General features: G+C 59.2%; 20 protein-coding genes and 1 tRNA gene. 14 read left to right on the top strand and 7 right to left on the bottom strand.

The window, feature by feature from the left end; genetic code table 11:
• The 3 genes from B7G66_RS18310 to B7G66_RS00515 all read left to right on the top strand — a co-directional run.
• Window positions 1-200 (top strand): hypothetical protein (locus B7G66_RS18310; RefSeq protein WP_206778175.1); only part of this gene is annotated, 200 nt, incomplete at its 5' end.
• Window positions 201-242: 42 nt separating this feature from the next.
• Complete coding sequence (locus tag B7G66_RS00520; RefSeq protein ID WP_048858750.1) at window positions 243-1,979, top strand: hypothetical protein; 1,737 nt, start codon at window positions 243-245, stop codon at window positions 1,977-1,979.
• 527 nt (window positions 1,980-2,506) lie between these two features.
• Window positions 2,507-3,451 (top strand): glycosyltransferase family 2 protein, encoded by a 945-nt coding sequence (locus tag B7G66_RS00515; protein ID WP_003616873.1) that lies wholly within the window; start codon window positions 2,507-2,509, stop codon window positions 3,449-3,451.
• 175 nt (window positions 3,452-3,626) lie between these two features.
• On the opposite strand, the gene rho is transcribed toward B7G66_RS00515, so the two are convergent.
• Both rho and B7G66_RS00505 read right to left on the bottom strand, forming a co-directional pair.
• Window positions 3,627-4,928 carry a transcription termination factor Rho gene (rho, locus tag B7G66_RS00510; RefSeq protein ID WP_048858749.1) on the bottom strand — a complete coding sequence of 434 codons (1,302 nt, stop codon included), beginning with the start codon at window positions 4,926-4,928 and terminating at the stop codon, window positions 3,627-3,629.
• 220 nt (window positions 4,929-5,148) lie between these two features.
• Window positions 5,149-6,123, bottom strand: coding sequence for a magnesium transporter CorA family protein (locus B7G66_RS00505; RefSeq protein WP_003616876.1), 975 nt, complete (start codon window positions 6,121-6,123; stop codon window positions 5,149-5,151).
• A gap of 206 nt (window positions 6,124-6,329) precedes the next feature.
• On the opposite strand from B7G66_RS00505, the gene trpB reads away from it, so the two are divergent.
• From trpB to B7G66_RS00485, 4 genes are all read left to right on the top strand, one after another.
• Entirely contained in the window at window positions 6,330-7,568 is a 1,239-nt protein-coding gene (gene trpB / locus B7G66_RS00500; RefSeq protein WP_040511245.1) for a tryptophan synthase subunit beta, read from the top strand.
• Complete coding sequence (gene trpA / locus B7G66_RS00495; RefSeq protein ID WP_003616880.1) at window positions 7,565-8,389, top strand: tryptophan synthase subunit alpha; 825 nt, start codon at window positions 7,565-7,567, stop codon at window positions 8,387-8,389. The genes trpB and trpA overlap by 4 nt, the downstream gene beginning before the upstream one ends.
• Window positions 8,390-8,461: 72 nt before the next feature.
• The gene (accD, locus tag B7G66_RS00490) at window positions 8,462-9,328 is read left to right on the top strand and encodes an acetyl-CoA carboxylase, carboxyltransferase subunit beta (protein ID WP_003616882.1); all 867 of its coding nucleotides are present in this window, start codon (window positions 8,462-8,464) and stop codon (window positions 9,326-9,328) included.
• Window positions 9,329-9,358: 30 nt separating this feature from the next.
• Window positions 9,359-10,690, top strand: coding sequence for a bifunctional folylpolyglutamate synthase/dihydrofolate synthase (locus tag B7G66_RS00485; RefSeq protein WP_003616883.1), 1,332 nt, complete (start codon window positions 9,359-9,361; stop codon window positions 10,688-10,690).
• A gap of 292 nt (window positions 10,691-10,982) precedes the next feature.
• Here the strand turns inward: B7G66_RS00485 and B7G66_RS00480 are convergent, their stop codons facing one another.
• Together B7G66_RS00480 and B7G66_RS00475 are read right to left on the bottom strand one after the other, a co-directional pair.
• Window positions 10,983-11,954, bottom strand: a complete 972-nt coding sequence (locus tag B7G66_RS00480) for a quinone oxidoreductase family protein (RefSeq protein ID WP_003616885.1) — start codon at window positions 11,952-11,954, stop codon at window positions 10,983-10,985.
• Window positions 11,955-11,989: 35 nt separating this feature from the next.
• Entirely contained in the window at window positions 11,990-12,457 is a 468-nt protein-coding gene (locus B7G66_RS00475) for a methylated-DNA--[protein]-cysteine S-methyltransferase (protein WP_003616886.1), read from the bottom strand.
• A gap of 117 nt (window positions 12,458-12,574) precedes the next feature.
• Here B7G66_RS00475 and mnmE point away from each other — a divergent pair, with 117 nt between their 5' ends.
• From mnmE to B7G66_RS00440, 7 genes are all read left to right on the top strand, one after another.
• Window positions 12,575-13,870, top strand: coding sequence for a tRNA uridine-5-carboxymethylaminomethyl(34) synthesis GTPase MnmE (mnmE, locus tag B7G66_RS00470; RefSeq protein ID WP_003616889.1), 1,296 nt, complete (start codon window positions 12,575-12,577; stop codon window positions 13,868-13,870).
• Between the two features lie 25 nt (window positions 13,871-13,895).
• Window positions 13,896-15,770 (top strand): tRNA uridine-5-carboxymethylaminomethyl(34) synthesis enzyme MnmG, encoded by a 1,875-nt coding sequence (gene mnmG / locus B7G66_RS00465; RefSeq protein WP_003616890.1) that lies wholly within the window; start codon window positions 13,896-13,898, stop codon window positions 15,768-15,770.
• Complete coding sequence (gene rsmG, locus B7G66_RS00460) at window positions 15,770-16,414, top strand: 16S rRNA (guanine(527)-N(7))-methyltransferase RsmG (protein WP_003616893.1); 645 nt, start codon at window positions 15,770-15,772, stop codon at window positions 16,412-16,414. The genes mnmG and rsmG overlap by 1 nt, the downstream gene beginning before the upstream one ends.
• Window positions 16,395-17,222: a ParA family protein gene (locus B7G66_RS00455; protein ID WP_003616895.1), complete on the top strand. Its 828-nt coding sequence runs from the start codon at window positions 16,395-16,397 to the stop codon at window positions 17,220-17,222. Before rsmG ends, B7G66_RS00455 begins: the two co-directional genes overlap by 20 nt.
• Window positions 17,219-18,118, top strand: a complete 900-nt coding sequence (locus B7G66_RS00450) for a ParB/RepB/Spo0J family partition protein (protein WP_003616897.1) — start codon at window positions 17,219-17,221, stop codon at window positions 18,116-18,118. The genes B7G66_RS00455 and B7G66_RS00450 overlap by 4 nt, the downstream gene beginning before the upstream one ends.
• 311 nt (window positions 18,119-18,429) lie before the next feature.
• A tRNA-Lys gene (locus tag B7G66_RS00445) sits at window positions 18,430-18,505 on the top strand.
• Window positions 18,506-18,809: 304 nt separating this feature from the next.
• On the top strand, window positions 18,810-19,148 hold the full coding sequence (locus B7G66_RS00440; RefSeq protein WP_371861365.1) for a YnfA family protein: 339 nt from the start codon (window positions 18,810-18,812) through the stop codon (window positions 19,146-19,148).
• Between the two features lie 365 nt (window positions 19,149-19,513).
• Here B7G66_RS00440 and B7G66_RS00435 read toward each other — a convergent pair whose 3' ends face one another.
• From B7G66_RS00435 to B7G66_RS00425, 3 genes are all read right to left on the bottom strand, one after another.
• On the bottom strand, window positions 19,514-21,157 hold the full coding sequence (locus tag B7G66_RS00435; RefSeq protein ID WP_003616901.1) for an NAD-dependent malic enzyme: 1,644 nt from the start codon (window positions 21,155-21,157) through the stop codon (window positions 19,514-19,516).
• Window positions 21,158-21,233: 76 nt separating this feature from the next.
• Window positions 21,234-21,899, bottom strand: coding sequence for a histidine phosphatase family protein (locus B7G66_RS00430; RefSeq protein WP_080545484.1), 666 nt, complete (start codon window positions 21,897-21,899; stop codon window positions 21,234-21,236).
• Between the two features lie 248 nt (window positions 21,900-22,147).
• The gene (locus tag B7G66_RS00425; RefSeq protein WP_003616906.1) at window positions 22,148-24,238 is read right to left on the bottom strand and encodes a hypothetical protein; all 2,091 of its coding nucleotides are present in this window, start codon (window positions 24,236-24,238) and stop codon (window positions 22,148-22,150) included.
• Window position 24,239: the final 1 nt, after the last annotated feature.

Below are 24,239 nucleotides of genomic sequence, written 5' to 3'. Positions count from 1 at the left end.
CGTCTTCTGAAGCTTTTTGGAAAAAGCTTCACCAAAAACCTTTAGAATTTCAGTATGTTATCGAAGCTGACTTTTCAAACAGTCTCTTAGATGTTTTTAAATGTGGGCAGGAAGCTGGGACAAACTTGGGCAGGGGCATCAGGGACGTCACCATTCGGTATGGCTGTGAAGTATATATTAACAAAAACCTTATAACATAAGGGACCATCATGTTGATCAGTAACGCTTCCTAGGAAAATATAATGGAACCTGTCCGGTTGGTCATTTGGGATCTGGATGAAACATTCTGGAACGGGACCCTGAGTGAAGGGGGCATCCATCCAGTTGAAAAGCACATCACCCTGATCAAGGCCCTGTCGGAGCGGGGGATTGTCAATTCCATATGTTCGAAAAATAATTTCGGGGATGCCGAAGCTGAACTGAAGAAAATTGGTGCATGGGAGTATTTTATCTTCCCACAGATCGCCTTTGCCCCCAAGGGACCAATGATAAAGGCAATCGTCGAAGCGACGAATCTGCGTCCCGAAACGATGATGTTCATTGATGATAATCCGATGAACCTGAACGAGGTCCTGTTTTTTTATCCAGGCATGCAGGTTGCCGATCCTGGAATTATTGGCAACATGCTTGAAGATGACAGGTTCCAGGGCAAACCGGATGCAGGGATGGATCGCCTTGCAAGGTATAAGGTGCTGGAGGAAAAGCATAAAGATCGGCAGGACATACAGGGGGATAATATCAGTTTTCTGAAACAGAGTGGGATCAGGGTCAGTTTTCATTATGATATAGAAAAAGAGTTTGATCGCATACATGAACTGGTCAACAGAACAAACCAACTCAATTTCACCAAAAATCGCTGGCCAGAAGATAGGGGGGCAGCGTGGAATATGTTCCAAAATGAGTTTTCGGAACGGTTTCCAGCAATCTCTGGATATGTAAAAGTTTCTGATAAATATGGTAACTATGGAATATGTGGGTTTTTCCTGATTGGTGAAGGCCGGGCAACACATTTCCTGTTTTCCTGCCGCATCATGAGCATGGGGGTGGAACAGTTCTGTTGGAACCATCTCATGCGGCCACATGTGCATGTCGTGGGGGATGTCATATCCTCGTTGGACGGGCATGTGGACTGGATAGAGATCGTTGACGATGTTGATGATGTTTCAAATAATTTTATCAGTGAATATGCAAAGAATTTGAAAGTATGCCTGCGTGGCGCATGTGATTTCACGTCCATGGAACATTATTTCCGGGCCCGTTATAATGTGATCGGGGAATTCCCGCTTGCTTATAAATCATGGGCTTTCAGCCCTTGGGTCAGGACTGTTGCGGTGACTGAGGCCTTGCAGACCCCGGAGGGACGCAAGCTTTTGCAGGCAACAAGTATTTTCCCGGAAAATTATCTGGAGTCGGCAGTCATAAGCGGGGAAGCCGATATTTACGTCCTGTCATTTTCCGTTGAATATGCAGCACATTTATATAGGTCCCGTTCCACCGGAGTAACGCTTTCATTATGCAATGATTTTCTGGCCGGGCGGGATTTCAGTGAAACATCCTATGAAACACTTGTCCAGAAATTTGGCCGCGATCCTGGCTTTTCGGAAAGCGAATGGGAATTCATGCAAAATGAGTTTGAATTTTTCGCCCATCATGACATCGGGATGTTCATGGCCGATGTCTGTAAACTATTCGAAAAATTAAAGGGTAAAAAGGTTATCGTGCTGGTCCTGAATGAACGGATAGGTACGGATAATTGGATCAGGTCGGTTTATGGGAACATCAACAGGATTGTCGTTCCCCTGTCGAAAATATATGGCTTTGATCTTGTAGATTACGGAAAATACGTCAGATCCACCGATGACCTCGCTGCGCCAGATGATCACGGAGTTCATTTCTCCCGTGAAGTATATCTGAAAATGGCTACGGAAATCATGGATATTTGCGATAAATATGCATTGGAAGTCGAAAAAACCGATTAATGGTCGGGAAACATAAAAGTTCTTGGCGCGGATTTTTGCAAAAAATTGGAAGAATAGTATTTTTTGGAAAAAATACGCGCCAAGGACTTTTATTGTTTCACCAATCGGCTGTTTTTAAAAAATATCTGGAACGATTTCAGGGAATCATAGGTGATGGATTGAAAATTTCTTAATGCTAGAGCATTTCCACCGAAAACCGGTTCGGTGGAACTGTTCCAGTTTGTTGTCTTTACGAGCATCTTCACCTGTTTGAATGTCGGCATTCAAACAGGATCTGCTCTAGCCGTATTCAGGAGGCAATATCTTTCGAGGATTTTTGAAAGAGAGTCATCATAATATTTTTAGGAAATCTGTGATTATTAAAAGATATTTTTATAAAATGCGCGAGCAGGAACGGATTATGTCCAGTGATTCTGATCCCGTCATCCGATTCGTGTCACGCAGTTTTCACACGGGACCGGCATATGATTTATTTTCTGTTTATGAAGCATATATAAAATATAAAAATCAGGGATAAGGAACATAAAATGAACGTGGTCGCTGTGATGAGGCTTCTTAACGAAGATGATGTTATTGAAGCAAATATAAGACATCACCTTGCTCATCTGGACCGTATTATTATCCTCGATGATGGCAGCGCGGACAGGACATTAGGGATCATTGAAGACATGATTCAGGAGGGTCTGGCAATCACGTTGATAGAGAAGCCATGTATTGTGTCGAGTGAACGCGAAAGAAATACATTCCTGTACAATACTGCATGCAGAGATTTTGATGCGGATTGGGTATTTTTCATTGATGCTGATGAATTCATTGATATGCGTGGCAGGGTTGAGGGGTTTTCGAATTTCATAAAAACCGTTCCTCCCAATTTTGAATCCATCCTTCTTCCCATCAGAAACTATATGGATACAATATTTGATAAAACCGAAGAACGGGTCGTGCCCCAGCGTATGATATGGAGAACGATAGAGAATATCGGCGTCCTGAAAGTTGCCGTCCGGGGCAAGATCCCTGGCAATATCCAAATCAGTGAAGGCAACCATACCGCATATCGTGATGGTATCGAACTGCATGCCTTTGGGGGCAGCAACCTGTGCATTGCGCATTATCCCCGGCGGTCCGGCTGGCAGGACATATATAAATGGATCATCATGCGATTGAAAATCACTGCGGCGGGGCGGCGTGAGGTCACAAAAGGCACGGGATCGCATTATATCGAACCACTGCGGATTTTGATGAACGACCCCAATCGGATCATTAATGACAAGGGTTTTTTCGAACGAACCCCTAACAGCGATTATACAATGGATATGATGAAGTATGATGGTGGTGACCTGAAATATACCGAAGACGCAGATTACAAGGCAAAATGTATCAAGCTGGTTCTGGAATATTCATTTTCTCTTGCGCGGGCATTCGGGCAGGAAATGGACGAGAACGAGCAGTTTCGTAATCGTATACTTGCATAAATCACCATCGGTCCCACAGGGACGTGTATGCGTAAAATAATACAGCTTTCCAGAAGCCCCTTTTTTAAAAAGGGTGCGTCTGGGGAATGATTTGAAGAAAATATTGTCATAAAAAACCCCTCCTGCATGGCGCAGGAGGGGTTTTCGTCACGGTTCGGATTGCTACGACGGTGGCTTACGTATTCATCGCGTCGAAGAAATCCTTGTTCGTCTTGCTGTATTTCAGCTTGTCGAGCAGGAAGTCCATTGCATCCATCGTGCCCATCGGCGCCAGGATACGGCGCAGGACCCACATCTTCGACAGGTCGGCGCGATCGACCAGCAGCTCTTCCTTGCGGGTACCACTCTTGGTGATGTCGATGGCCGGGAACGTGCGCTTGTCCGCCAGCTTGCGGTCAAGGATCAGTTCGGAGTTGCCGGTGCCCTTGAACTCTTCAAAGATCACTTCATCCATGCGGCTACCGGTATCGATCAGGGCGGTTGCGATGATCGTCAGCGACCCGCCTTCCTCAATGTTACGCGCCGCGCCAAAGAAGCGCTTGGGGCGCTGCAACGCGTTGGCATCCACACCACCGGTCAGCACCTTGCCCGATGACGGCACGACCGTGTTGTAGGCACGCGCCAGACGGGTGATCGAATCCAGCAGGATAACCACGTCGCGTTTGTGCTCGACCAGGCGCTTGGCCTTTTCCAGCACCATTTCGGTCACCTGCACATGACGCGTCGCCGGTTCGTCGAAGGTGGAGGACACGACCTCCCCCCTTACCGAGCGGGCCATGTCGGTCACTTCCTCGGGGCGTTCGTCGATCAGAAGGACGATCAGGAACACTTCGGGGTGGTTTGCGGAAATGGAGGACGCGATACTCTGCAGCATCACGGTCTTGCCGGTCCGTGGCGGCGCCACGATCAACGCGCGTTGCCCCATCCCGATGGGGGACACAAGGTCGATCACGCGTGGGGTAAAGTCGCGCGCCGGCCCCTTGCCCTTGCCTTTCGCACTGCCTTCGGCCGGTCCTACGGCGGTATTCTCGACCTCCATCTGCAGGCGGCGTTCGGGATATAGCGGCGTCAGGTTATCGAAATTGATGCGCTGGCGTACGGCCTCGGGCGGTTCGAAATTGATCGTATCGACCTTGAGCAGCGCAAAGTAACGTTCCCCATCGCGGGGCGCGCGGATCTGCCCTTCCACCGTATCGCCGGTGCGCAGGCCAAAGCGCCGCACCTGGCTGGGGGAGATATAGATATCGTCGGGACCGGGCAGGTAATTTGCCTCTGGCGAGCGGAGGAAGCCGAAGCCATCCGACAGGATTTCGAGTGTTCCATCCCCATAAATCGCCTGGTCATTCTCGGCCAGTGTCTTGAGGATGGTGAACATCAGTTCCTGCTTGCGCAGGGATGATGCGTTTTCAATGTTCAGACCTTCGGCATAAGCCAGAAGATCTGCTGGTGTTTTGGCCTTGAGTTCGGCGAGATGCATGCAAGCGTTGCCTTGGACTGGCAGTTCAGGGGGGAGGAATGGATAATATCCGGTGTGACATGGGGAAGCTGGCTGTCACATCCGAGCATCTGCAGACGAAGTCAGAAATGCGACGTGGATATTACATTCATACAGAGGATAAGGCATCATGGTCGTGCGACCACGCAGCTCATAGGGTGTCGATACTCCATGTGACCTGAAAAGTCAACATGGATTGCGATTACTTACCCAGCCACCCTTTGCGCCAGAACCACAGCAGCGGCAGGATCACGGTCGCCGCCATCAATGCCAGCGAATACCAGTATCCATATTTCCAGTTCAGTTCGGGGATATCATGGAAATTCATCCCATATATCCCCGCGACCAGAGTGGGCGCCACGCCAATGAAGCTGACCACCGTCAGGATCTTCATGCCGTTATTCTGTTCGATACTGATGAAGCCCAGAGTGGCATCAAGCAGGAACTGCACCTTGTTCGATGTCTGCGATACGAAATCATTAAGCGATTTGATATCGCGTTCCACTGTGGCAAGCCGCCCCTGTAATTTGTCTGACAGGTCGCGCTTTTTATTCTCGGTTACAAAGATGGTGATGCGTTCCAGTCCCAGCAGGCTGTCGCGCACCGACGACGCCAGGTCGCCTGACCGTCCCACACGGCTGAGCATGCTGCGCAGCAGCCCGTCCATGCGTCGCATCCCGCCATGTTCGGACTGGAACACGTCCTTGGACATCCCATCCAGCGCCTGTCCCAGATGTTCGAGGATATCCGCCAGCCGGTCCACGACCGCCTCAAGCAGCAGGGTGACGCATTCATCCCCCGACAGGCGGGTGGACTGTCCCGCCACCTGCCGCGCCACCACGTCGAATGCGGTGAAACCGGTAAAACGGATCGTCAGCAGCCGGTCGCGCATCAGGACGAATCCGACGGGGGAGGCAAAGAAGTCATCCCCGATCTGGCGCACCAGGGGCGTGGACAGATAAACCGCGTCATCTTCCATGAACAGGCGCGATGAACTTTCGATCTCGTCCAGTTCGGCGCGCGTGGGGATACGTTGTCCCGTGACCCGTGCGGCCAGTGCCTGCTCCTCCTCGGTCGGGTCCAGCAGGTCCAGCCACGGAACGTCCCTGACCTCTTGTGCATCGGCCTCGCTCGTGATCGTCCGGGCGGGCGAGCCGGGCCTGTGCGCAAGAAACATAAGCTATCCTCTTTTCGTAACCTGTCCCGGCCTATCATCGGGACAACCGGCTTTATGTCAAATCGTGACAGCCTGCCGGGGGGCAGGAGGGGGTGGCCTTTTCACGCCATCGGGTCCAGAACGCCGTAGGCGTATCATCGCGCGGGGACGTGCGATATACCATCATCGACACCCGCACGAATTTTATTCCCTGTGGAGAGCGAAAGTTGAGCGCAGCACAATCCCCGGCCCCGCCGTCCCGCGCGAACAGCCTGCGTACCGGCCCGGATGAACATGGGCGGTTTGGTATCTTTGGCGGCCGGTTTGTTGCCGAAACCCTGATGCCGCTGGTCCTCGAACTGACCGAAGCCTACAGGGAAGCACAGGCCGATCCCGAATTTCGGCGTGAACTGGAATATTACCTCAAGGATTATGTCGGCCGACCCAGCCCGCTGTGGTTCGCGCGTCGCCTGACGGCGGAACTTGGCGGTGCGCGTGTCTATATGAAGCGCGAGGAACTCAACCACACCGGCTCGCACAAGCTGAATAATGTGATGGGACAGATCCTGCTGGCACGCCGCATGGGCCGCACGCGCATCGTCGCCGAAACCGGCGCGGGACAGCATGGCGTCGCGACCGCCACGGTCTGCGCCCTGTTCGGCATGAAATGCTGCATCTACATGGGGGCGACCGATGTGGAGCGGCAGAAGCCCAACGTGTTCCGCATGCGCCTGCTGGGGGCGGAGGTCATTCCCGTCACGGCCGGGGCGGGGACGCTGAAGGACGCAATGAACGAGGCGATGCGCGATTGGGTCACGAATGTGCGCGACACCTATTTCCTTGTCGGTACGGTGGCCGGGCCGCACCCCTATCCAGAGATGGTGCGTGATTTTCAGTCGATTATCGGTGTGGAAACCAAACAGCAGATCCTGGAGGCCGAAGGCCGCCTGCCTGATGCGATTGTCGCGGCCATCGGTGGCGGGTCGAACGCGATGGGCATCTTCCACCCGTTCCTTGATGACCTGTCCGTGCGCCTGATCGGGGTGGAAGCCGCGGGCCGTGGCCTTGATAGCGGGGAGACCGCCGCTTCCATCGAGCGTGGGCGCCCCGGTGTGCTGCATGGCAACCGCACCTATCTGCTACAGGATGCGGACGGGCAGATCGCAGAGGCGCATTCCATCAGCGCGGGCCTTGATTACCCCGGCATCGGGCCGGAACATTCCTGGCTGCATGATATTGGCCGCGCCGAATATGTTGGTGCAACCGATGACGAGGCCCTGGCCGCGTTCCAGCTCTGCACGCGGACGGAGGGGATCATTCCCGCGCTGGAATGCGCCCACGCCCTGGCCTATGTCGCAAAGCTGGCGCCCACCATGTCGCCGGATCAGGTCATCGTACTGAACGTATCAGGCCGGGGGGACAAGGACATCTTCACCGTCGCCGCGCATCTGGGAGTGTCGTTGTGAGCCGTATTGCCAGTCGATTCGCCGCCCTGAAGCAACAGGGGCGTGGCGCCCTGATCCCGTATGTGGAGGCATGCGACCCCGATTATGAAACCTCGCTCGCATTGCTCAAGGGGATGCCGGGGGCAGGCGCTGACCTGATCGAGGTCGGCATGCCCTTCAGCGACCCCAGCGCCGATGGCCCGACCATCCAGAAGGCGGCGCTGCGTGGTCTGCGTGGCGGGGCGAACATGCCGCGCGTGCTGGAGATGATCGCGGAATTCCGGCGCGACGATCATGACACGCCGATCATCCTGATGGGATATCTCAACCCGATCGAGGCATATGGCCATGAACGGTTCTGCGCCGACGCCGCGCGCGCGGGCGTGGACGGGCTGATTATCGTCGATGTCCCGCCAGAGGAAGGCGACCTGCTGCGTGGGCCTGCCGCGGCGAACGGGCTGGACATCATCCGCCTTGTCGCGCCAACCACGCCGGATGCGCGCCTGCCGGTTGTACTGAATGGGGCATCTGGCTTCCTGTATTATGTCAGTATCACAGGTGTAACCGGCACACGCACGGCCAGTACCGATGAACTTGCCGTCGCAATCCCGCGCCTGCGCGCCGTGACGGACCTGCCGATCGCCATCGGCTTTGGCATCCGCGCCCCGGCGCAGGCGGCCAATGCCGTGCGTGCCGCCGATGCGGCCGTTGTGGCCTCCGCATTGCTCAACACGCTTGAGGGGACGCTTGATGCGGATGGGAACGCCACGGCGCAGACCGTTGACAGTGTGCTGTCGCACTTGCGCGAACTGGCCGATGCGGTCCATGCCGCGCGGGTATGAACGTGAATCTGGCATAACGTGCGATCTGCCTGTATGGAGCAGGCGCATAGACGTACGTCAGGGAGAGGTAACATGAGCTGGCTGACCGAATATGTCCGGCCCAAGATCCGTGGCCTGCTCAAGCGGGAAGTGCCGGACAACCTGTGGACCAATTGCGAGTCCTGTGAACAGATGATCCTGGTCAAGGATCTGCGGCGCGCGATGAATGTCTGTCCGCATTGCGGGCACCATATGCGCGCCTCGGTGCATGAGCGCCTGGAATGGACGTTCGACAAGGGGGAGTTCACCCGTATCGAACTGCCAAAGGCCCCGGTTGATCCCCTGTCCTTTCGTGACCGCAAGCGTTACACAGACCGGCTGAAGGACGAGCGCGCGAAGTCCCAGCTTGAGGAATCAATGGCGGTCGCGCATGGCCGCATCGGTGGGCATGATGCGGTTGTCGCGGTCATGGCGTTTGAATTCATCGCCGGCACGATGGGGGCGGCATTGGGCGAGGCATTCCTTGCCGCCGCCCGCCTTGCGATCCTGCAACAGGCCCCGCTGATCGTCTTTACCGCATCGGGTGGGGCGCGCATGCAGGAAGGGATGCTCAGCCTGATGCAGATGCCGCGCACGACCATCGCGGTGGAAATGCTGCGCGAGGCAAGGCTGCCTTATATCGTGGTCATGACCAACCCGACGACGGGCGGGGTCTCTGCCTCCTTTGCGATGCTGGGCGATGTCCAGATTGCGGAACCGAACGCCCTGATCGGCTTTGCCGGGCAGCGCGTGATCGAGGATACCGTGCGCGAAAAGTTGCCCGAAGGGTTCCAGCGCGCGGAATATCTGCTTGATCACGGCATGCTCGACATGGTGGTCACGCGGTCTGAACTGCCGACCATCCTTGGCACCCTGATCGGGCAACTCAACCACGCCCATATCACGCCATCCGCAGCGTAACCTGCGCGGCGTAACCTGTAACGGTCCATCATGAATGCTTCGCCAACGTCCGGTCTTGGTCCTGAATTCGCCGGGCGTACCGGTGTGATCCTCGAACGGCTGAACCAGCTTTATCCGGCATTGATCGACCTGTCGCTGGGGCGTCTGGAACATCTGCTGGCGCGTCTGGGTCATCCCGAACGCCATCTGCCGCCGGTCATCCATGTGGCGGGCACCAATGGCAAGGGCAGCACCTGTGCCATGATCCGCGCGATTGCGGAGGCGGCGGGATGGCGTGTCCATGTCATGACGTCGCCGCATCTTGTGCATGTGACCGAACGCTTCCGTATTGCCGGGCGTCTTGTGTCCGAACCTGAACTGGCTGCGGTGCTGGAGGAGATCGAACGCGTCAATGAAGGCGCGCCGATCACCGTGTTCGAGGTCCTGACAGCGGCGGGATTCGTGCTGGGCGCGCGTCATCCTGCCGAATTGATGATCGTCGAAGTCGGGCTGGGCGGGCGTTACGACGCGACCAATGTGCTGGCGCGCCCGGCGGCATGCGCTATTGCCTCCATCTCCATGGATCATGAGGCGTTCCTTGGCGATACGCTGGAAAAGATCGCCCTGGAAAAAGCCGGTATCATCAAGGATTTCGTACCGGTTGCCACCGGACGGCACCCGGCGGACGTGATGGGTGTGATCGCCCGCACGGCGGCGGAACATGATGCGCCCTTGTGGCGGCGTGGTCATGAATGGTCCATCACCCCGTCACCCGATGGCGCGCGTCTGGTCTATCGCGATGGGGAAGGGATGCTGGAACTGCCGCATCCCGGCATGCACGGGGCGCATCAGGTGGATAATGCGGGCCTTGCGGTTGCCACCCTGCGTGCAAGTGGCCTGTCGATCCCGGCTGGCGCGTGGGCGGGCCTTGCCGATGCGCACTGGCCTGCACGGTTGCAACGGTTGGGGGGCGCGCTGGCGCAGGTTCTGCCCGATGGGTGGGATCTGTGGCTCGATGGTGGGCACAACCCCGGAGCGGGTGATGCATTGGCGCGCGTGATACAGGACTGGTCTGATCGTCCCGTCCACCTGATCGTTGGTATGAAACAGACCAAGGATGCCTCCGGTTTCCTTGCCCCGTTGCTGCCCCACGCCGCAAGTGTGCAGGCCGTGGCGGAGCCTGAGCAGCACCTTGCCCTGCCGGTCGCAGAGATTATCGCGGCAGGACAGGGACGTGTCACCGCAGGCCCTACCATCCGTCAGGCGTTGGAACATTTGTCACACAATAATACGCCGTCCCAGCCGCCGGCACGGGTGGTGATCTGCGGCAGCCTGTATCTGGCCGGGGTGGCGTTGCAGCAGGATGGCTGGATCGCGACCTGATCCGAAACCCCTGTATTGCATAAACCCCTGTATTGAATGCGGTATCAGGGTGCAGCCCGGACCTGGCAGGGAGCATGCTCCCTGCACCCTCGATCTGTTGAGGCGAAGGGGTTTCCAAAGGTCTGTGACCTTTGGTGGGGGTTCGGGGGCAAAGCCCCTGAAGGTCGCCATCAGGTGACGAAACCCCTGTATTGAGTAAGGCATCCGGGTGCGGCCCGGACCCGGCAGGGAGCATGGCTCCCTGCACCCTCGACCTATTTATGGAAAGTGGTTTTCGACAGGCCGTGGCGTGTTATGGCAGCAGGATCGTGCTGCCCGTGGTCTTGCGTGATTCCAGCGCGACATGCGCCTGTGCGGCGTCTTTCAGGGCGAAACTCTGTCCGATGCGTGGGGTCAGGATGCCCTGTTCCACCAGTCCGAACAGTTCCGTCGCACCCTCCACCAGTTCATCACGCTGTGCGATATAGGTGCCCAGTGACGGGCGCGTCAGATACAGGCTGCCATGACTGGCCAATGTGCCGACCGCAACATCCGTTACCGCGCCGGATGCGTTGCCATAGCTGACCATCAGGCCACGTGGCGCAAGGCAGTTCAGGCTGTCTTCGAACGTGACGCGGCCGATACTGTCATAGACGACCGGCACCATTGCACCGTCGGTCAGGTCGCGGACCCGCGTGGGGATGTCATGTGTGCCGACCAGGATGTCGGCCGCCCCGTTGGCGCGTGCCAGTTCGGCCTTTTCCTCGGTCGAAACAACGCCAATGACACGTGCGCCCAGATGCCGCGCCCATTGGCACATCAGCAACCCGACCCCACCTGCCGCCGCATAGACGAGGATGTTTTCCCCCTTGCGCACCTTATATACCTGTCGCAACAGCATATGCACCGACAGGCCGCGCAACATGATTCCCGCCGCCGTTTCGAACGGAATGGCGGCAGGCAGCGCCACCACGCGGTCTGCCGCGATGACACGGTGATGCGCATATCCGCCCAGAACGATGGGATAGGCCACCCGCGCCCCCACCGCGAGGTCGGTCACACCGGGGCCAACCGCCGTCACCACGCCCGCACCCTCCATGCCCGGCGTCGCGGGCAGGGAAGGGAATTTGTAAAGGCCACTGCGGTAATAGGTGTCAATGAAATTGACGCCCATTGCCTCTTGGCGGATCAGGACCTCGCCTTTGCCCGGAACGGGAATTGGCAGGTCTTCGATACGCAGGACGTCGGGACCGCCATATTCGTGGACGCGGATGACTGTGTTCATGACAGGGTTTCCTTGTGGTGAAGGAGGCTGTGTGTTTAATCCAGATCGGGGGCGTCGGTTTCCAGATCCCGCAGGAAGGCGCGGTCCATCGCCCCGCGATCGCCGGGATAGGTATCCGCGTCGTAATCCGCGCATCCTTCCATATTTACCCGGTGGCAGGGGATCAGGATGGGTATGGGGTTTTCGCTGCATGCGGCCACAACGTCGGCCACCGTCACGCTGGCCTGCCGTGCGACCTCGGCGCAGGGGAGGGTATGGCCCATCGGGATGGTGCGGATGAATGTCCATGCCGCAACCTGCTGTGGTGTGCCATAAGGGGACAGCGGCAGGGTGCATGGCGTGGTGTCCCCATCGAAATAGGCATCGAGCCAGTCGCATGCGCGTCGCAACAGGGGTGTTTCTTCCTGGTCCCGGCCCCAACCCCAGTCGAGCGCCACAATCGTGTCGTCCTCGGCCGAGACGGTCAGCGGGCCAGTGGGGGAATGCAGGGAGAGTTGTGGCATGTGTCACCTTGATCACGACAGGGACGTGGACGATAACCCGTTCCCGTCACAGAGGAAATGGGAACAACCCGAATGACCGCGGCAACCGAGCTTCCAGTAAGGCGACATGGCGACGGTATGGCGCCCGTGATTTTTGCCCTCGCCACCGGTGCGGGGCGCGCCGCCATTGCCGTCATGCGTATCAGTGGCGCCGGGTGTGATGCAATCCTGCGCAGCCTGTGCGGTGGCCTGCCTGAACCGCGCCGCGCGTCATTGCGTGGGATATGGCGACGTGATGCGGATGCGGGGCCGGGCGTGTTGCTGGATCGTGCCGTCGTGCTGTGGTTTCCCGGTCCCAACAGCTATACTGGCGAGGACAGTGCCGAACTGCACCTGCATGCCGGGCCTGCGGTCATTGCCGGTGTGGCCGATGCGCTGGTGGCGCTGGGTGCGCGTCCCGCCGAACCTGGGGAGTTCACGCGCCGTGCTTTTGCCGGCGGTCGGCTCGACCTTGTGCAGGCGGAAGGGATTGCCGACCTGATTGATGCGGAAACCGAGGCCCAGCGGCGGCAGGCGCTGGCACAGGCCGATGGCGCACAAAGTCGCCTGTATGAGGATTGGGCCGCGCGTCTGCGGACAGCGCTTGCCCATCAGGAAGCATTGATCGATTTCCCGGACGAGGACCTGCCGCCGGAAGTGGAAGACGCATTGCTTGGCACGCTTGCGCAGTTGCGCGACGAAATGCAGGCGTACCTTGATGATGGCAGTCAGGGAGAGCGCCTGCGTCGGGGGCTGGTATTTACGATTGTAGGCGAGCCCAATGTGGGGAAGTCGAGCCTGCTGAACACGCTGGCGCAGCGTGACGCCGCCATCGTGTCGTCGCGTGCCGGGACCACGCGCGATGCGATCGAGGTGCGCATCGTGCTGGGTGATGTCCCGGTGATAGTGGTGGATACGGCGGGCCTGCGTGAAACCGATGACGAAATAGAGGCCGAGGGCGTGCGACGTGCATTGTTTCACGTGAAACAGGCAGATTGCGTGATACATGTGTTTTCAGGGGCAGCGGTACCGGATAAGGTCGGCCCCGACAGCATCATGGTCTGCAACAGGATTGATGAGGTTGCCGCCCCGCCGGGCATCATGGGTATCAGTGTGCGGACCGGGGAAGGGATGGAGGCCCTGCGTGATGTTCTGGCGCAACGTGCGCGCGACCTGACGCAGGGACGTGCCGCCGCCCCCCTGACGCGGGCGCGTCATCGCGCAGCGATCGAGGAGACGGCCCATCACCTGAACCGCGCCGCCGATGATGCATGGCCGGAGGTGCGGGGCGAGGAAATGCGTCTGGCGATGCGTGCACTGGGGCGCCTGACCGGGGCCGTAGGGGTGGAGGCGCTGCTGGACACGGTGTTCGGGCAGTTCTGTATCGGCAAGTAGGGATAGAGCAGGAGCAGGGGGTAGGGTGAACGCCACGTACAACGCCACTTATGATGTGATCGTGATTGGCGGCGGCCATGCCGGGTGCGAGGCCGCTGCCGCTGCCGCGCGGTGTGGCGCGCGGACCATGCTGCTGACCCATCAGCGCGCGACGGTGGGGGTGATGTCGTGCAACCCCGCAATCGGTGGAATTGGCAAGGGGCATCTTGTGCGCGAAATTGACGCGCTGGATGGCCTGATGGGGAAGGCGGCGGACCGGGCGGGTATTCATTTCAAGCTGCTCAACCGCTCCAAGGGGCCTGCCGTCCATGGTCCGCGTGCGCAGGCGGACCGCTCCCTTTACCAGCGTGCGATCCTCGATCTTCTGGCTGAAACCGAAGGTCTGGAGATTGTCGAGGGCGCTGCGGGTGATCTTGTGGTGGATGATGGCCACACGGTCCGTGGCGTTGTGTGTGAGGATGGGCGCATCTTCCATGCCGGGGCGGTCGTCCTGACGGCGGGGACGTTCCTGCGGGGGGTCATCCATGTTGGCCATGACAGTCAGCCTGCCGGACGTGTGGGGGAGGCCCCGGCCCGTAGGCTGGGGGAGCGGTTGCAGGCGCTGGGCCTGCGGATGGGGCGGCTGAAGACCGGCACGCCCGCCCGTATTGCCCGTGACAGCATCGACTGGGATGCTCTGGCGGAGGATCGGGGCGATGCGATTCCCGAACCGTTCAGCCGCATGACCGACACGATCACGAACCCCCAGGTGTCATGCCGCATTACCGCGACGACACCCCGTACGCACGATATCATTCGTGAACATCTGCACCTGTCGGCCATTTATGGTGGCGCGATTTCGGGGCGGGGGCCGCGTTACTGTCCTTCCATCGAGGACAAGGTCGTACGCTTCGCACAGCGTGACAGCCACCAGATATTCCTTGAACCCGAGGCGCTGCCGGATAATCCCGGGGGGGGACTGGTCTATCCCAATGGGATCTCCACCAGTCTGCCTGCGGATGTGCAGGAACAGATGTTGCATTCCATACCCGGGCTGGAACGCTGTCGTATCGTGCGCCCCGGCTATGCGGTTGAATATGACTATGTCGATCCGCGTGAGCTGACCCCCGCGCTGGAGCTGAAGTCCCTGCCGGGCCTGTTCCTTGCCGGGCAGGTCAATGGCACAACGGGATATGAGGAAGCCGGCGCGCAGGGAATCGTGGCCGGTATCAACGCCGCGCGTCGTGCGGCGGGCGAGGGGGCGGTGACGCTGGATCGGGGCACGGCCTATATCGGTGTCATGATTGATGACCTGACGACGCAGGGGGTGTCCGAACCCTATCGCATGTTCACGTCGCGTGCGGAATATCGCCTGACGTTGCGCGCGGATAATGCCGACCTGCGCCTGACGCCGCTGGGCATGGCATGGGGCTGTATCGGCCCCGCGCGCCGTCAGCGCTTTGCGGAGGAGCAGGCCGCGATCGACATGGCGATGGAACGTGCCCGCACCGATACCTATCCGCCCGAAACCCTGCGGCGTGAGGGGATTACAGTATCTGCCGACGGGCGTGCGCGATCGTTGCTGGATGTCATGGCGACGGGGGCGCTGATGGATGTGGTGGAGAATGTTGCCCCATGGGTGGGCAGCCTGTCGCCACGGGTGCGTCAGCATGTCGCGACCGAAGCCCGGTACAGCGGATACCTGTCCCGACAGGAACGCGAAATCCGCCAGCTTGCCAATGACGGACGCCTCGTCTTGCCGCATGACCTTGATTACCATGCGATTGGTGGCCTCAGTACCGAAATGCAGGAACGCCTGTCGCAGGCGCGGCCTGTCACTTTTGGTGCGGCACAGCGCATTCCCGGCATTACGCCTTCCGCACTGGTGGCTGTATTGTCGCATGTGCGGCAGGTGGCCTGATGTCGGGGGCAGACATGATGGGGCATGCAGGTGTGCTGGATGATGTTTCACGTGAAACACGCGATCGCCTGACGGCCTATGCTGACCTGCTGGTGCGCTGGAATGCGCGCATCAACCTTGTGTCCCGTCCGGACCTGGCGCAGTTATGGCCCCGCCATATTGCCGACAGCCTGCAACTTGCGGCCCTGATCCCACAGGGTGCGCGGGTTGTGGATATGGGGTCGGGCGGGGGATTTCCCGGGCTGGTGATTGCGATGGCGACTGACGCGCATGTCACGCTGATTGAATCTGACCAACGCAAGGCCGCGTTCCTGCGCGAGGCCTCCCGTGTGGCGGGTGTGCGCACCCGTGTCATCGCCGCGCGGATCGAGGCGGCGGAGGCCGGGCCTGCCGATATCGTCACCGCGCGTGCCCTGGCCCCATTGCCGCAGTTATTGCAATGGGGCGTACGATTTCTGGATAAGGAAGGATTCTGCCTGTTTCTGAAGGGAAAGAACGCAGACGAAGAACTCAATGCCGCCAATGCCGACTGGCGTATGGCGGTGACTCGAATTCCAAGCCGCACTGATGCGGATGGTATCATTCTTAGATTGAGCGATATAAGGCGTGTCACAGACCACAACCATGCATCATCCGGTCGATAAGGCCGCGCATGCCCCCCGCATCATCGCCCTTGCGAACCAGAAGGGCGGGGTGGGGAAAACAACTACTGCCATCAACCTTGCCGCCGGTCTTGCGGCAGGTGGGTTCCGTGTTCTGCTGATTGATATCGACCCGCAGGGAAATGCGTCCACCGGGTTGGGGATCGGTTATGAAAACCGGCGTCGTGGGACCTATGCCCTGATTGGGGAGGATGCGCCGGCGGCTGACCTGATCCAGGAAACATCCGTTCCCGGCCTGTCGGTTATTGCGGCGGATACCGAACTGGCCGGGGCGGAACTGGAACTGGTCATGTCGGATCGACGGGAATATCGCCTGCGTGATGCCATTGCGCGGATTGGCGGTGAATATGATGTCATCCTGATTGATTGCCCACCCAGCCTTGGCCTGTTGACGCTGAATGCGCTTGTGGCCGCACAGGCGGTGATCGTGCCGTTGCAGTGCGAGTTTTTTGCGCTGGAAGGGATCAGCCAGTTGGTGCGCACCGTCAACAGCCTGTGCAAGTCCCTGAACCCGGCGCTGAAGCTGGAGGGAATCGTGCTGACGATGTATGACCGGCGTAACAACCTGTCGGAACTGGTGGCGGCGGACGCCCGCAGCTTCTTTGGCGATCGCGTGCTGGAGACGGTCATTCCGCGCAATATTCGCATTTCCGAAGCACAGAGCCATGGGCAGGCCGTGATGTTTTACGACGCCCGTTCCTCCGGCAGCCAGGCCTATAGGGCGCTGTCGGATGAAGTGACCTCACGCCTTGCACTCAGGGCGGGCCGGAAAGGGAAAAAGCAGGGATGAAACCCAAGAAGGATGCCGCCCGCCCACGATTGGGCCGGGGGCTTGCCGCGTTGCTCGGCGATCAGGTGAACATGCTCAATCCTGCACCGGGGCTGGAACCGCGTAAAAATATGGATGGTGGCTCTGTGCTTCCGGTGGATGTCCTTGAACCCGGCCCGTTCCAGCCGCGCCAGCACATGGCCCCCGAAGCGTTGGAAGAACTGGCGGATTCCATCCGTACGCGGGGTATTTTGCAGCCGATCCTTGTGCGTCCCCACCCGGATCGTCCCAATATGTTCCAGATCATCGCCGGGGAACGACGCTGGCGTGCCGCCCAGCTTGCGTCCCTGCATGAGGTGCCGGTCCATATCCGTGCCCTTGACGATGGCGATGCGATGGCGGCGGCGCTGGTGGAAAACCTGCAACGCGCAGACCTGAATGCCATGGAAGAGGCGGAGGGCCTGCAACGTCTGCTCGACGATTACCGCCTGACACAGGAAGAACTGGCGGGGGCCATTGGCAAGTCACGCCCCCATGTCGCCAATATGGTGCGCCTGTTGCAACTTCCCCCGCCTGTGCGTGATGCCGTGCGGGACAGGGAACTGTCGGCGGGTCATGCACGTGCGCTTCTGGCGCATCCCGATCCTGTCGCGGCGCTGAAGGTTGTGCTGAAACAGGGGCTCAACGTCCGCCAGACCGAGGCCCTGTCGAAAAAAACGGATGCAAAGAACAAGGTCGCGGCAAAGCGGGAGGAGCAGGCGCATAAAGACCCGGAAATCGGGTCGTTGGAACGTGACCTGACGGCAAAGCTCGGGTTGAAGGTCCAGATTACCTTTGATGGCAAGGGTGGTTCGCTGCGTGTGGATTACCGTTCCCTGGACCAGTTCGATGGGTTGCTGCGGCTGTTGCAGGCATGAGGCATGAGGCATGAGGCATGAGGGAAGGGGGCAGAGGGTTCTTTCCTGCGGAAAAGGACCAGGCCGCTTCTGGAATTATACGGGGTGGTTTCAAACCTCTGCCCATGGCCCGATCGGGGGAATGTTTCTGCGGGTTTTGAATGTGTGTTCTTTCGGGCGTTAAAAAACAAACGATGAACCTGTGGACGTTCAGGTGGGGTGATGGTGATCCATGGGGTGGGTTCACTATGTTGGAAAAAATATTCAAAAAACCCCTTGTCGCCATGGGCCTGTCTTGGTAAAAGCCCCTCACCCGAAAGGGGAAAGTCTGTGGGCGCATAGCTCAGTTGGTAGAGCAGCTGACTCTTAATCAGCGGGTCCAAGGTTCGAGCCCTTGTGCGCCCACCACAGAATTCCGGTGTAACGCCGATTGCCGTATGAAAATCCCGGTATCATCTGATGCCGGGATTTTTTGTATCTGGACAACAATCCGGCAATATCCGTCCGGGATGCCCGATAAAGATCATAAACGGTGCCATGCTGCCTTTTCGACAAGGGCGACGTTGTTGCAGATTTTTGAAAAATCTCCACCAAAATCCCGTTACCATTCAGGTCATGTACCGTGGATATGCAGGTTCCAGCCATTGGACGGGGACGGGGTGTTCTGCTGTGGATATGGCCGGTTCTGATATCAGGAAAGGAAGCGTCGTCAGTGAAGCAGTATATCCTGTCCCTTGCCATTTATCTGGTGGCTGGTTTTTGTGAAATTGGTGGCTGTTTTGCTTTTTGGGCGTGGTTGCGGCTGGGGCGGTCCATCGCCTGTCTGATCCCTGGCATGGCGGCGCTGGTGGCGTTTGCGTGGTTGCTGACACGCATTGATACCGATACGGCGGGGCAGGCCTATGCGGCCTATGGCGGGATCTATATCCTTGCATCCCTGACATGGATGCGCGTGGTGGAGGGATATGCCCCGACACGTTGGGAAATCCTGGGGGCTGCGATCTGCCTGATCGGGGCAGGGGTGATCCTGTTCCATCCCCGCAATGCATAAACTGCCGCGATAGCCCCGCAGAGAGGTCGCAGCCCCAGAGTCCTGAAAGGGGGGCGGTATCAGAAGGTTTGTCATTCTTTGGCAGGCCATTTGAAATGGCAGGACCAGTCACCTACTGACATTATAAATGTTTATGGCGTCGCTGTTCTCGGAGCGTGTCTGAAAACAGCTCATTGAGAAAAAATAAGAAAAGTTTCTGGACGCCGCTTTTTATTTCAGAAAGGCGGCGTCTTCTGAAGCTTTTTGGAAAAAGCTTCAGAAAAAAATCTTTATAATTTCAGTATGTTATCAAGAATGACTTTTCAAGCAGTCTCTCAAACGCTGCGCAAAGATATGGATCTTTGGGAAAAGGCATATGTCTGGATTCACTCCAGTGCGATGGGCTTGTATGTCGGGGTATAGATCATGCCCTCGACCCATTTGCGGATATCGTCGGGGCGTTCGACATGGGCCATGTCATGGTCAAAGATATATTCCGCAAGGCGACAGGCCGAGGTGATTTCCACCTCCACGATCTGGTCCTGTGGCGGGAACAGCCGCCCGCGCGCACGGCTTGCGGTATCCACCTGATCCGCAAGCGCATGTGCGGCCTCGATGATGATATCATCGGTGATGTGGCGTGGGCATGTGGCATAGGTGGCCAGGCCGAGCCCCGGAAAGATATAGAAATTGTTGGCCTGCCCCGGATGGAAGGACCGGTCCCCGACCTGGACCACTGGATACTGGATGCCGGCGGCATACAGGGCCTGTCCCTTTGACCAGGTATAAGCCTGTTCCGCCGTGCATTCGGCATTGGGGATCGACAGGGCAAAGATGATGGGACGGCTGTTGATCGCGCTCATGCGTTCGACCACCGCCTGTGTGAAGGCATCCCCCATGGTGGATACCCCGATCAGGATCGTGGGACGCACCCGCGTAATCACGTCAAGAAGGTCTGTCGTGGGCGTATCATCGCGGGCATAGCGGCGCTGCTGTTCCGACAGGTCGGTGCGCGATGTGACCAGCAGCCCGTCCTTGTCCATCATGGTGATGCGCGCGCGCGCGGCATCTTCCGACAGGCCCTCGCGCTGCATGGCGCGTACAAGCAGGTCCGCAATACCCAGCCCTGATGACCCCGCGCCCAGAAACACAACTTTCTGGGCCGACAAAGGGGCTTCCAGAATCTGTAGGGCCGTGGTCAAGCCGGCCAGTGTGACAGCCGCAGTGCCCTGGATGTCGTCATTGTAGCACAAAACACGGTCGCGATAATGCGCAAGGTAGCGGATCGCATCCGTACCTTTCCAATCCTCGAAATGGATGCAGCAGGGGGGGAAGACCTCCTGTACGGCATTGACGAATTCCTCTACGAACGCATCAAGTTCCGCCTGTTCCGGCGGTTCGTGCCGCAGCCCGAGATAAAGCGGGTCCGCCCGCAGTGCCGCGTTGGTCGTGCCGATGTCCAACTGGATCGGCAGGGTGGTGTGTGGTGGCACGGCCCCGCATGCGGTATAGAGCTGCAGCTTGCCAATCGGGATGCCCATGCCGTTGACCCCGATATCGCCAAGGCCAAGGATGCGCCCGCCGGTTGTTACGCAGATAAAGCGGACATTGCGTTCGGGCCAGTTACGCAGGACAGAGGCGATGCGCCCCTTATGTTCCAGGCTGATATACATGCCGCGCGGGCGGCGGTACAGGTGGCTGAACGCCTTGCACACCGCACCCAGCGTCGGGGCATAGATGATGGGCACGAATCGTGCCGGGTCGGACATGACGACCTTGTAAAACAGGGTTTCATTCCGGTCGCCAAGGCTGGAGAGGTAGATATAGCGTTCAAGGTCGTTCGGTTTGGCGTCAAGATGGCGGAACACGCGTTCCGCCTGACGTTCCAGTGTTTCGATCTGTGGCGGCAGCAGCCCTTCGATATCCAGTACGCGCCGTTCCTCCGCGCTGAAGGCGGTTCCCTTGTTCGCGGCAGGATCGTTCAGCAGCGCCGCTCCCCGCGGAAAGGAACGGGACGTGGGATGGGTCATGATGTGCGGTCTCCGGCAATGGAAAGCAGGCAACGGGCCATGATATAACAGCCGAGCATGCCGCACATGGAACGGGTCAGGCCAGAGGCAGTTCGTTCACATTGACGACGCGCCATCCCTCGCGCAGGTGTTCTATGACGCTAAGTGACAGGTTCTGGACCGAAAAATGCAGTGCCGTATGCGCATGGACATGCAACGCATGCGCCAACGCCCCGCGGATCGCCCCGCCATGGCTGACGACCACCATGTCCTGTCCCGCATATTCACGCGACATACGATCCAGCGCCGCACCGACGCGGGCGCAGACCTGCACCATGCTTTCGCCACCCGGTGGCTGTTCCGTGGCCCCCACGGACCAGAACGGATGCGCCGGCACCGCCAGTTTTTCCGGCAGGCGGTCATGTGTCGTGCCGTGCCATTCGCCCATCGACTGTTCGGTAAAACCCGGTTCGATCCGGCTGGCCTGCATGCCATATCCGGCCTGCTGGATGGCCTGCGCCGTCTGCTGCGCCCGACCAAGGGGGGAGGTGAACCATAATGCCGGATGCGGCAGGCGACGGGCCAGCGTCTCGTACATCGGGCGTTGCGCGACAAGGCTGTCGGGGCATAGCGGCACATCCATCGCACCATACAGGTGCCTGCGCGCGTTCTGTTCAACGATGGCGTGGCGGATCAGCCAGAACCGCGTAACCCCCTTCTGCAATTGCGGGGTGTCGAGGAAATTACCGTGATTCTGCGACATGAGGGCAGGGGTCTCCATAGGCTTTTGTCAGCGTGACGTGTGAGTGTACGAAACAGCGAAGAAAAAACCGGGCTCTGCCCGGACCCGGCAGGGAGCACAGGTTCCTGCCCCCTGTTTCTGGAGAGATAAAAGCGTCTGCAGGGCATCGGGGTTAAGCTGAATTCAGAAGTTTTTGGTAAAGCTTTTTTCAAAAAGCTTTGAAAGACGTCGCCTTTTTGAAAAGAGGCGACACCCAAAAACTTTCATTTTCATCCCTGCTCCAGGTGATGCGGCATGTAGGTCGGATGCGGGTCATGGGCGGCGATGGTGGGCCAGTGGCGCAGGATCAGGCTGATTTTTTCCACCACACGACGGACATCGCGTGTTTCGCGCTCCATCCGGCGTCGGCTGTCCATACCGTCATGCGAGGGCTCGCCCGAAACCAGACGCGCGCCCGCCGAAATGCGCAACGCCCCGGCCAGTTCCCCGCCCAGCGCCGGATGTGCAAGCGGCACCGGCTGTCCCACATGGCACAACAGTGCCGCAAGGCGGCGTTCATCCCCGTCACCGGTGGGGATGACGGTCGATAGGTCGGTATTGAGCCATACATAAAGCCTGCGCGCCTGTGCCAGCGCCAGCGGGCGGAAGGTGTCATGTGCATCATGTGCGCGCACGAAAAAGGACAGGATCGTCGCGGCATCATCCCATGCATCGGCCAGTGGTGGTCGGCGCGGGGCAACAGGGGGCAACAGGCACAGGTCGGGATTATGCGTGATGGCGTCGCGTGCCGCCGACAGGAATGTCCGCAGACGTTGCGTGACGGTGGCGCGTGGCACCTCCGACAGGGCGGCCATTTCCGCAAGGGCCGCCTGCCAGCGCAGGCTCAACCCGATATTGTGCCCCGTCGGCAGCACCATGCGCGCGCGTCCCGCAGGCCATGCCGCCTGATGGGTGTATTGCGCCAGCCCCGTCGGCAGGGGCGTGCCCGACAGGCGCGCCATGACCGGCGCAGGCAGCAGGACCGCCCCGCAGAACGGCGGCCCCGTAAAGAACTTGGACCCCGTGACCATCACCATCCACCCCCGGTCGAGGTAGTCGCGTACCCGCACGGGGTCGAGTCGCGTCTGGCAGGCATCGACCACCACATCCACCTGCCCGGCCGCGGCCGTGGCGATGAGGGTATCGAGTGTTTCCATCTGCGGGGCGAGCAGCCCGGTTTTTGACAGGTCAAGGCGATGCAGCAGGATATGCCGCCCGCGTGCCAGTTCCGCGCGCGCCACGCGCAGGCAGTCCGCATCGACCTGCGCCAGCGGGATCTGTTGCCCGCGTGCGTCACGCATCGGCAGGTCGATCACCTGCGTATCATCGGGGAATCCCGCGATCAGGTGCCCCTTTGGCACCATGTGACCCAGCGCGGTATCATTGGCGAAATGGCATCCGCGTGCGGCCAGAGGCACGCCGCTTCCGGTTTCTTCCGGCGCGATCAGGATATTGCTGACCGCACGTCCCCCCGGCGCCAGCGCCGCCAGCGCCAGTGCATAAAGCTCGCAGTCCGTGCCAGAGGGGGCAAGGATGATCCCCTCATCCCCGCGCAGGCCGAAATACCGTGCGATTCCGTCATGGATTTCCGTCGTCAGGGCGGCAGGCACATCGGCATGCGGGTCCGACAGGGCGGCGGCGATCAGGCGCAGGCGCGCCGCCTCCGCCCCGGCAAAGCCACGTTCGGAGAGCGAGGACGCGGTGGATGAGGCGAATGTGACCGCCCACGGGCGCGGCCGGTGTGAACAGCCATAATGGTTCAGGCCGGTCGTGGGGTCGATACTCAGCCGTGCATCGCCGCCCAGGGCCATCAGTGTTTCGGTCGGCCCGGTCCACGGCCACACTGCCTGCATGCGCGCATGTATGGCCGCGATGTCGGGCGTATCGGCGGGCGCGGGCTGGCATGGTGCCACGGACAGCCAGACCTCATGCAGGACGGCAGGGGGGGGCAGGTGGTCTGCTGCCATGATGTCGATCCACGCCGGCAGCGGCCCCGCGACCGTGGTGGTGGGGGCGTCGCATGTGACGTCCAGCCCGTGAAACAGTGCCGCCGTCCGCGCCGCGCACAGGGCGGCGATGACGGGGTGGCGGGGGGCAACCTCCAGCAGATGCGCCAGTTCGAGCGCATGGCGCAGGTAAAATGCGCTGTGATCCCCATTGCCCAGACATGCCGCGCCCAGCAGGACATGCCCCGTATCGGTGACGCGGAAGGGAACGGGCAGGTCAGGCGACAGGCTGATGCGCCGCGAACCGGCGATAACGCGCAGATCGGGACGTTCAAGGACCCGGATCAGACCTTCGGTGAGCTGGTGGGCAAACACG

The sequence above is a fragment of the Novacetimonas hansenii JCM 7643 genome, from assembly GCF_000964405.1.
GTDB lineage: Bacteria > Pseudomonadota > Alphaproteobacteria > Acetobacterales > Acetobacteraceae > Novacetimonas > Novacetimonas hansenii.
This window is presented reverse-complemented; position numbering and strand designations above follow the sequence as displayed.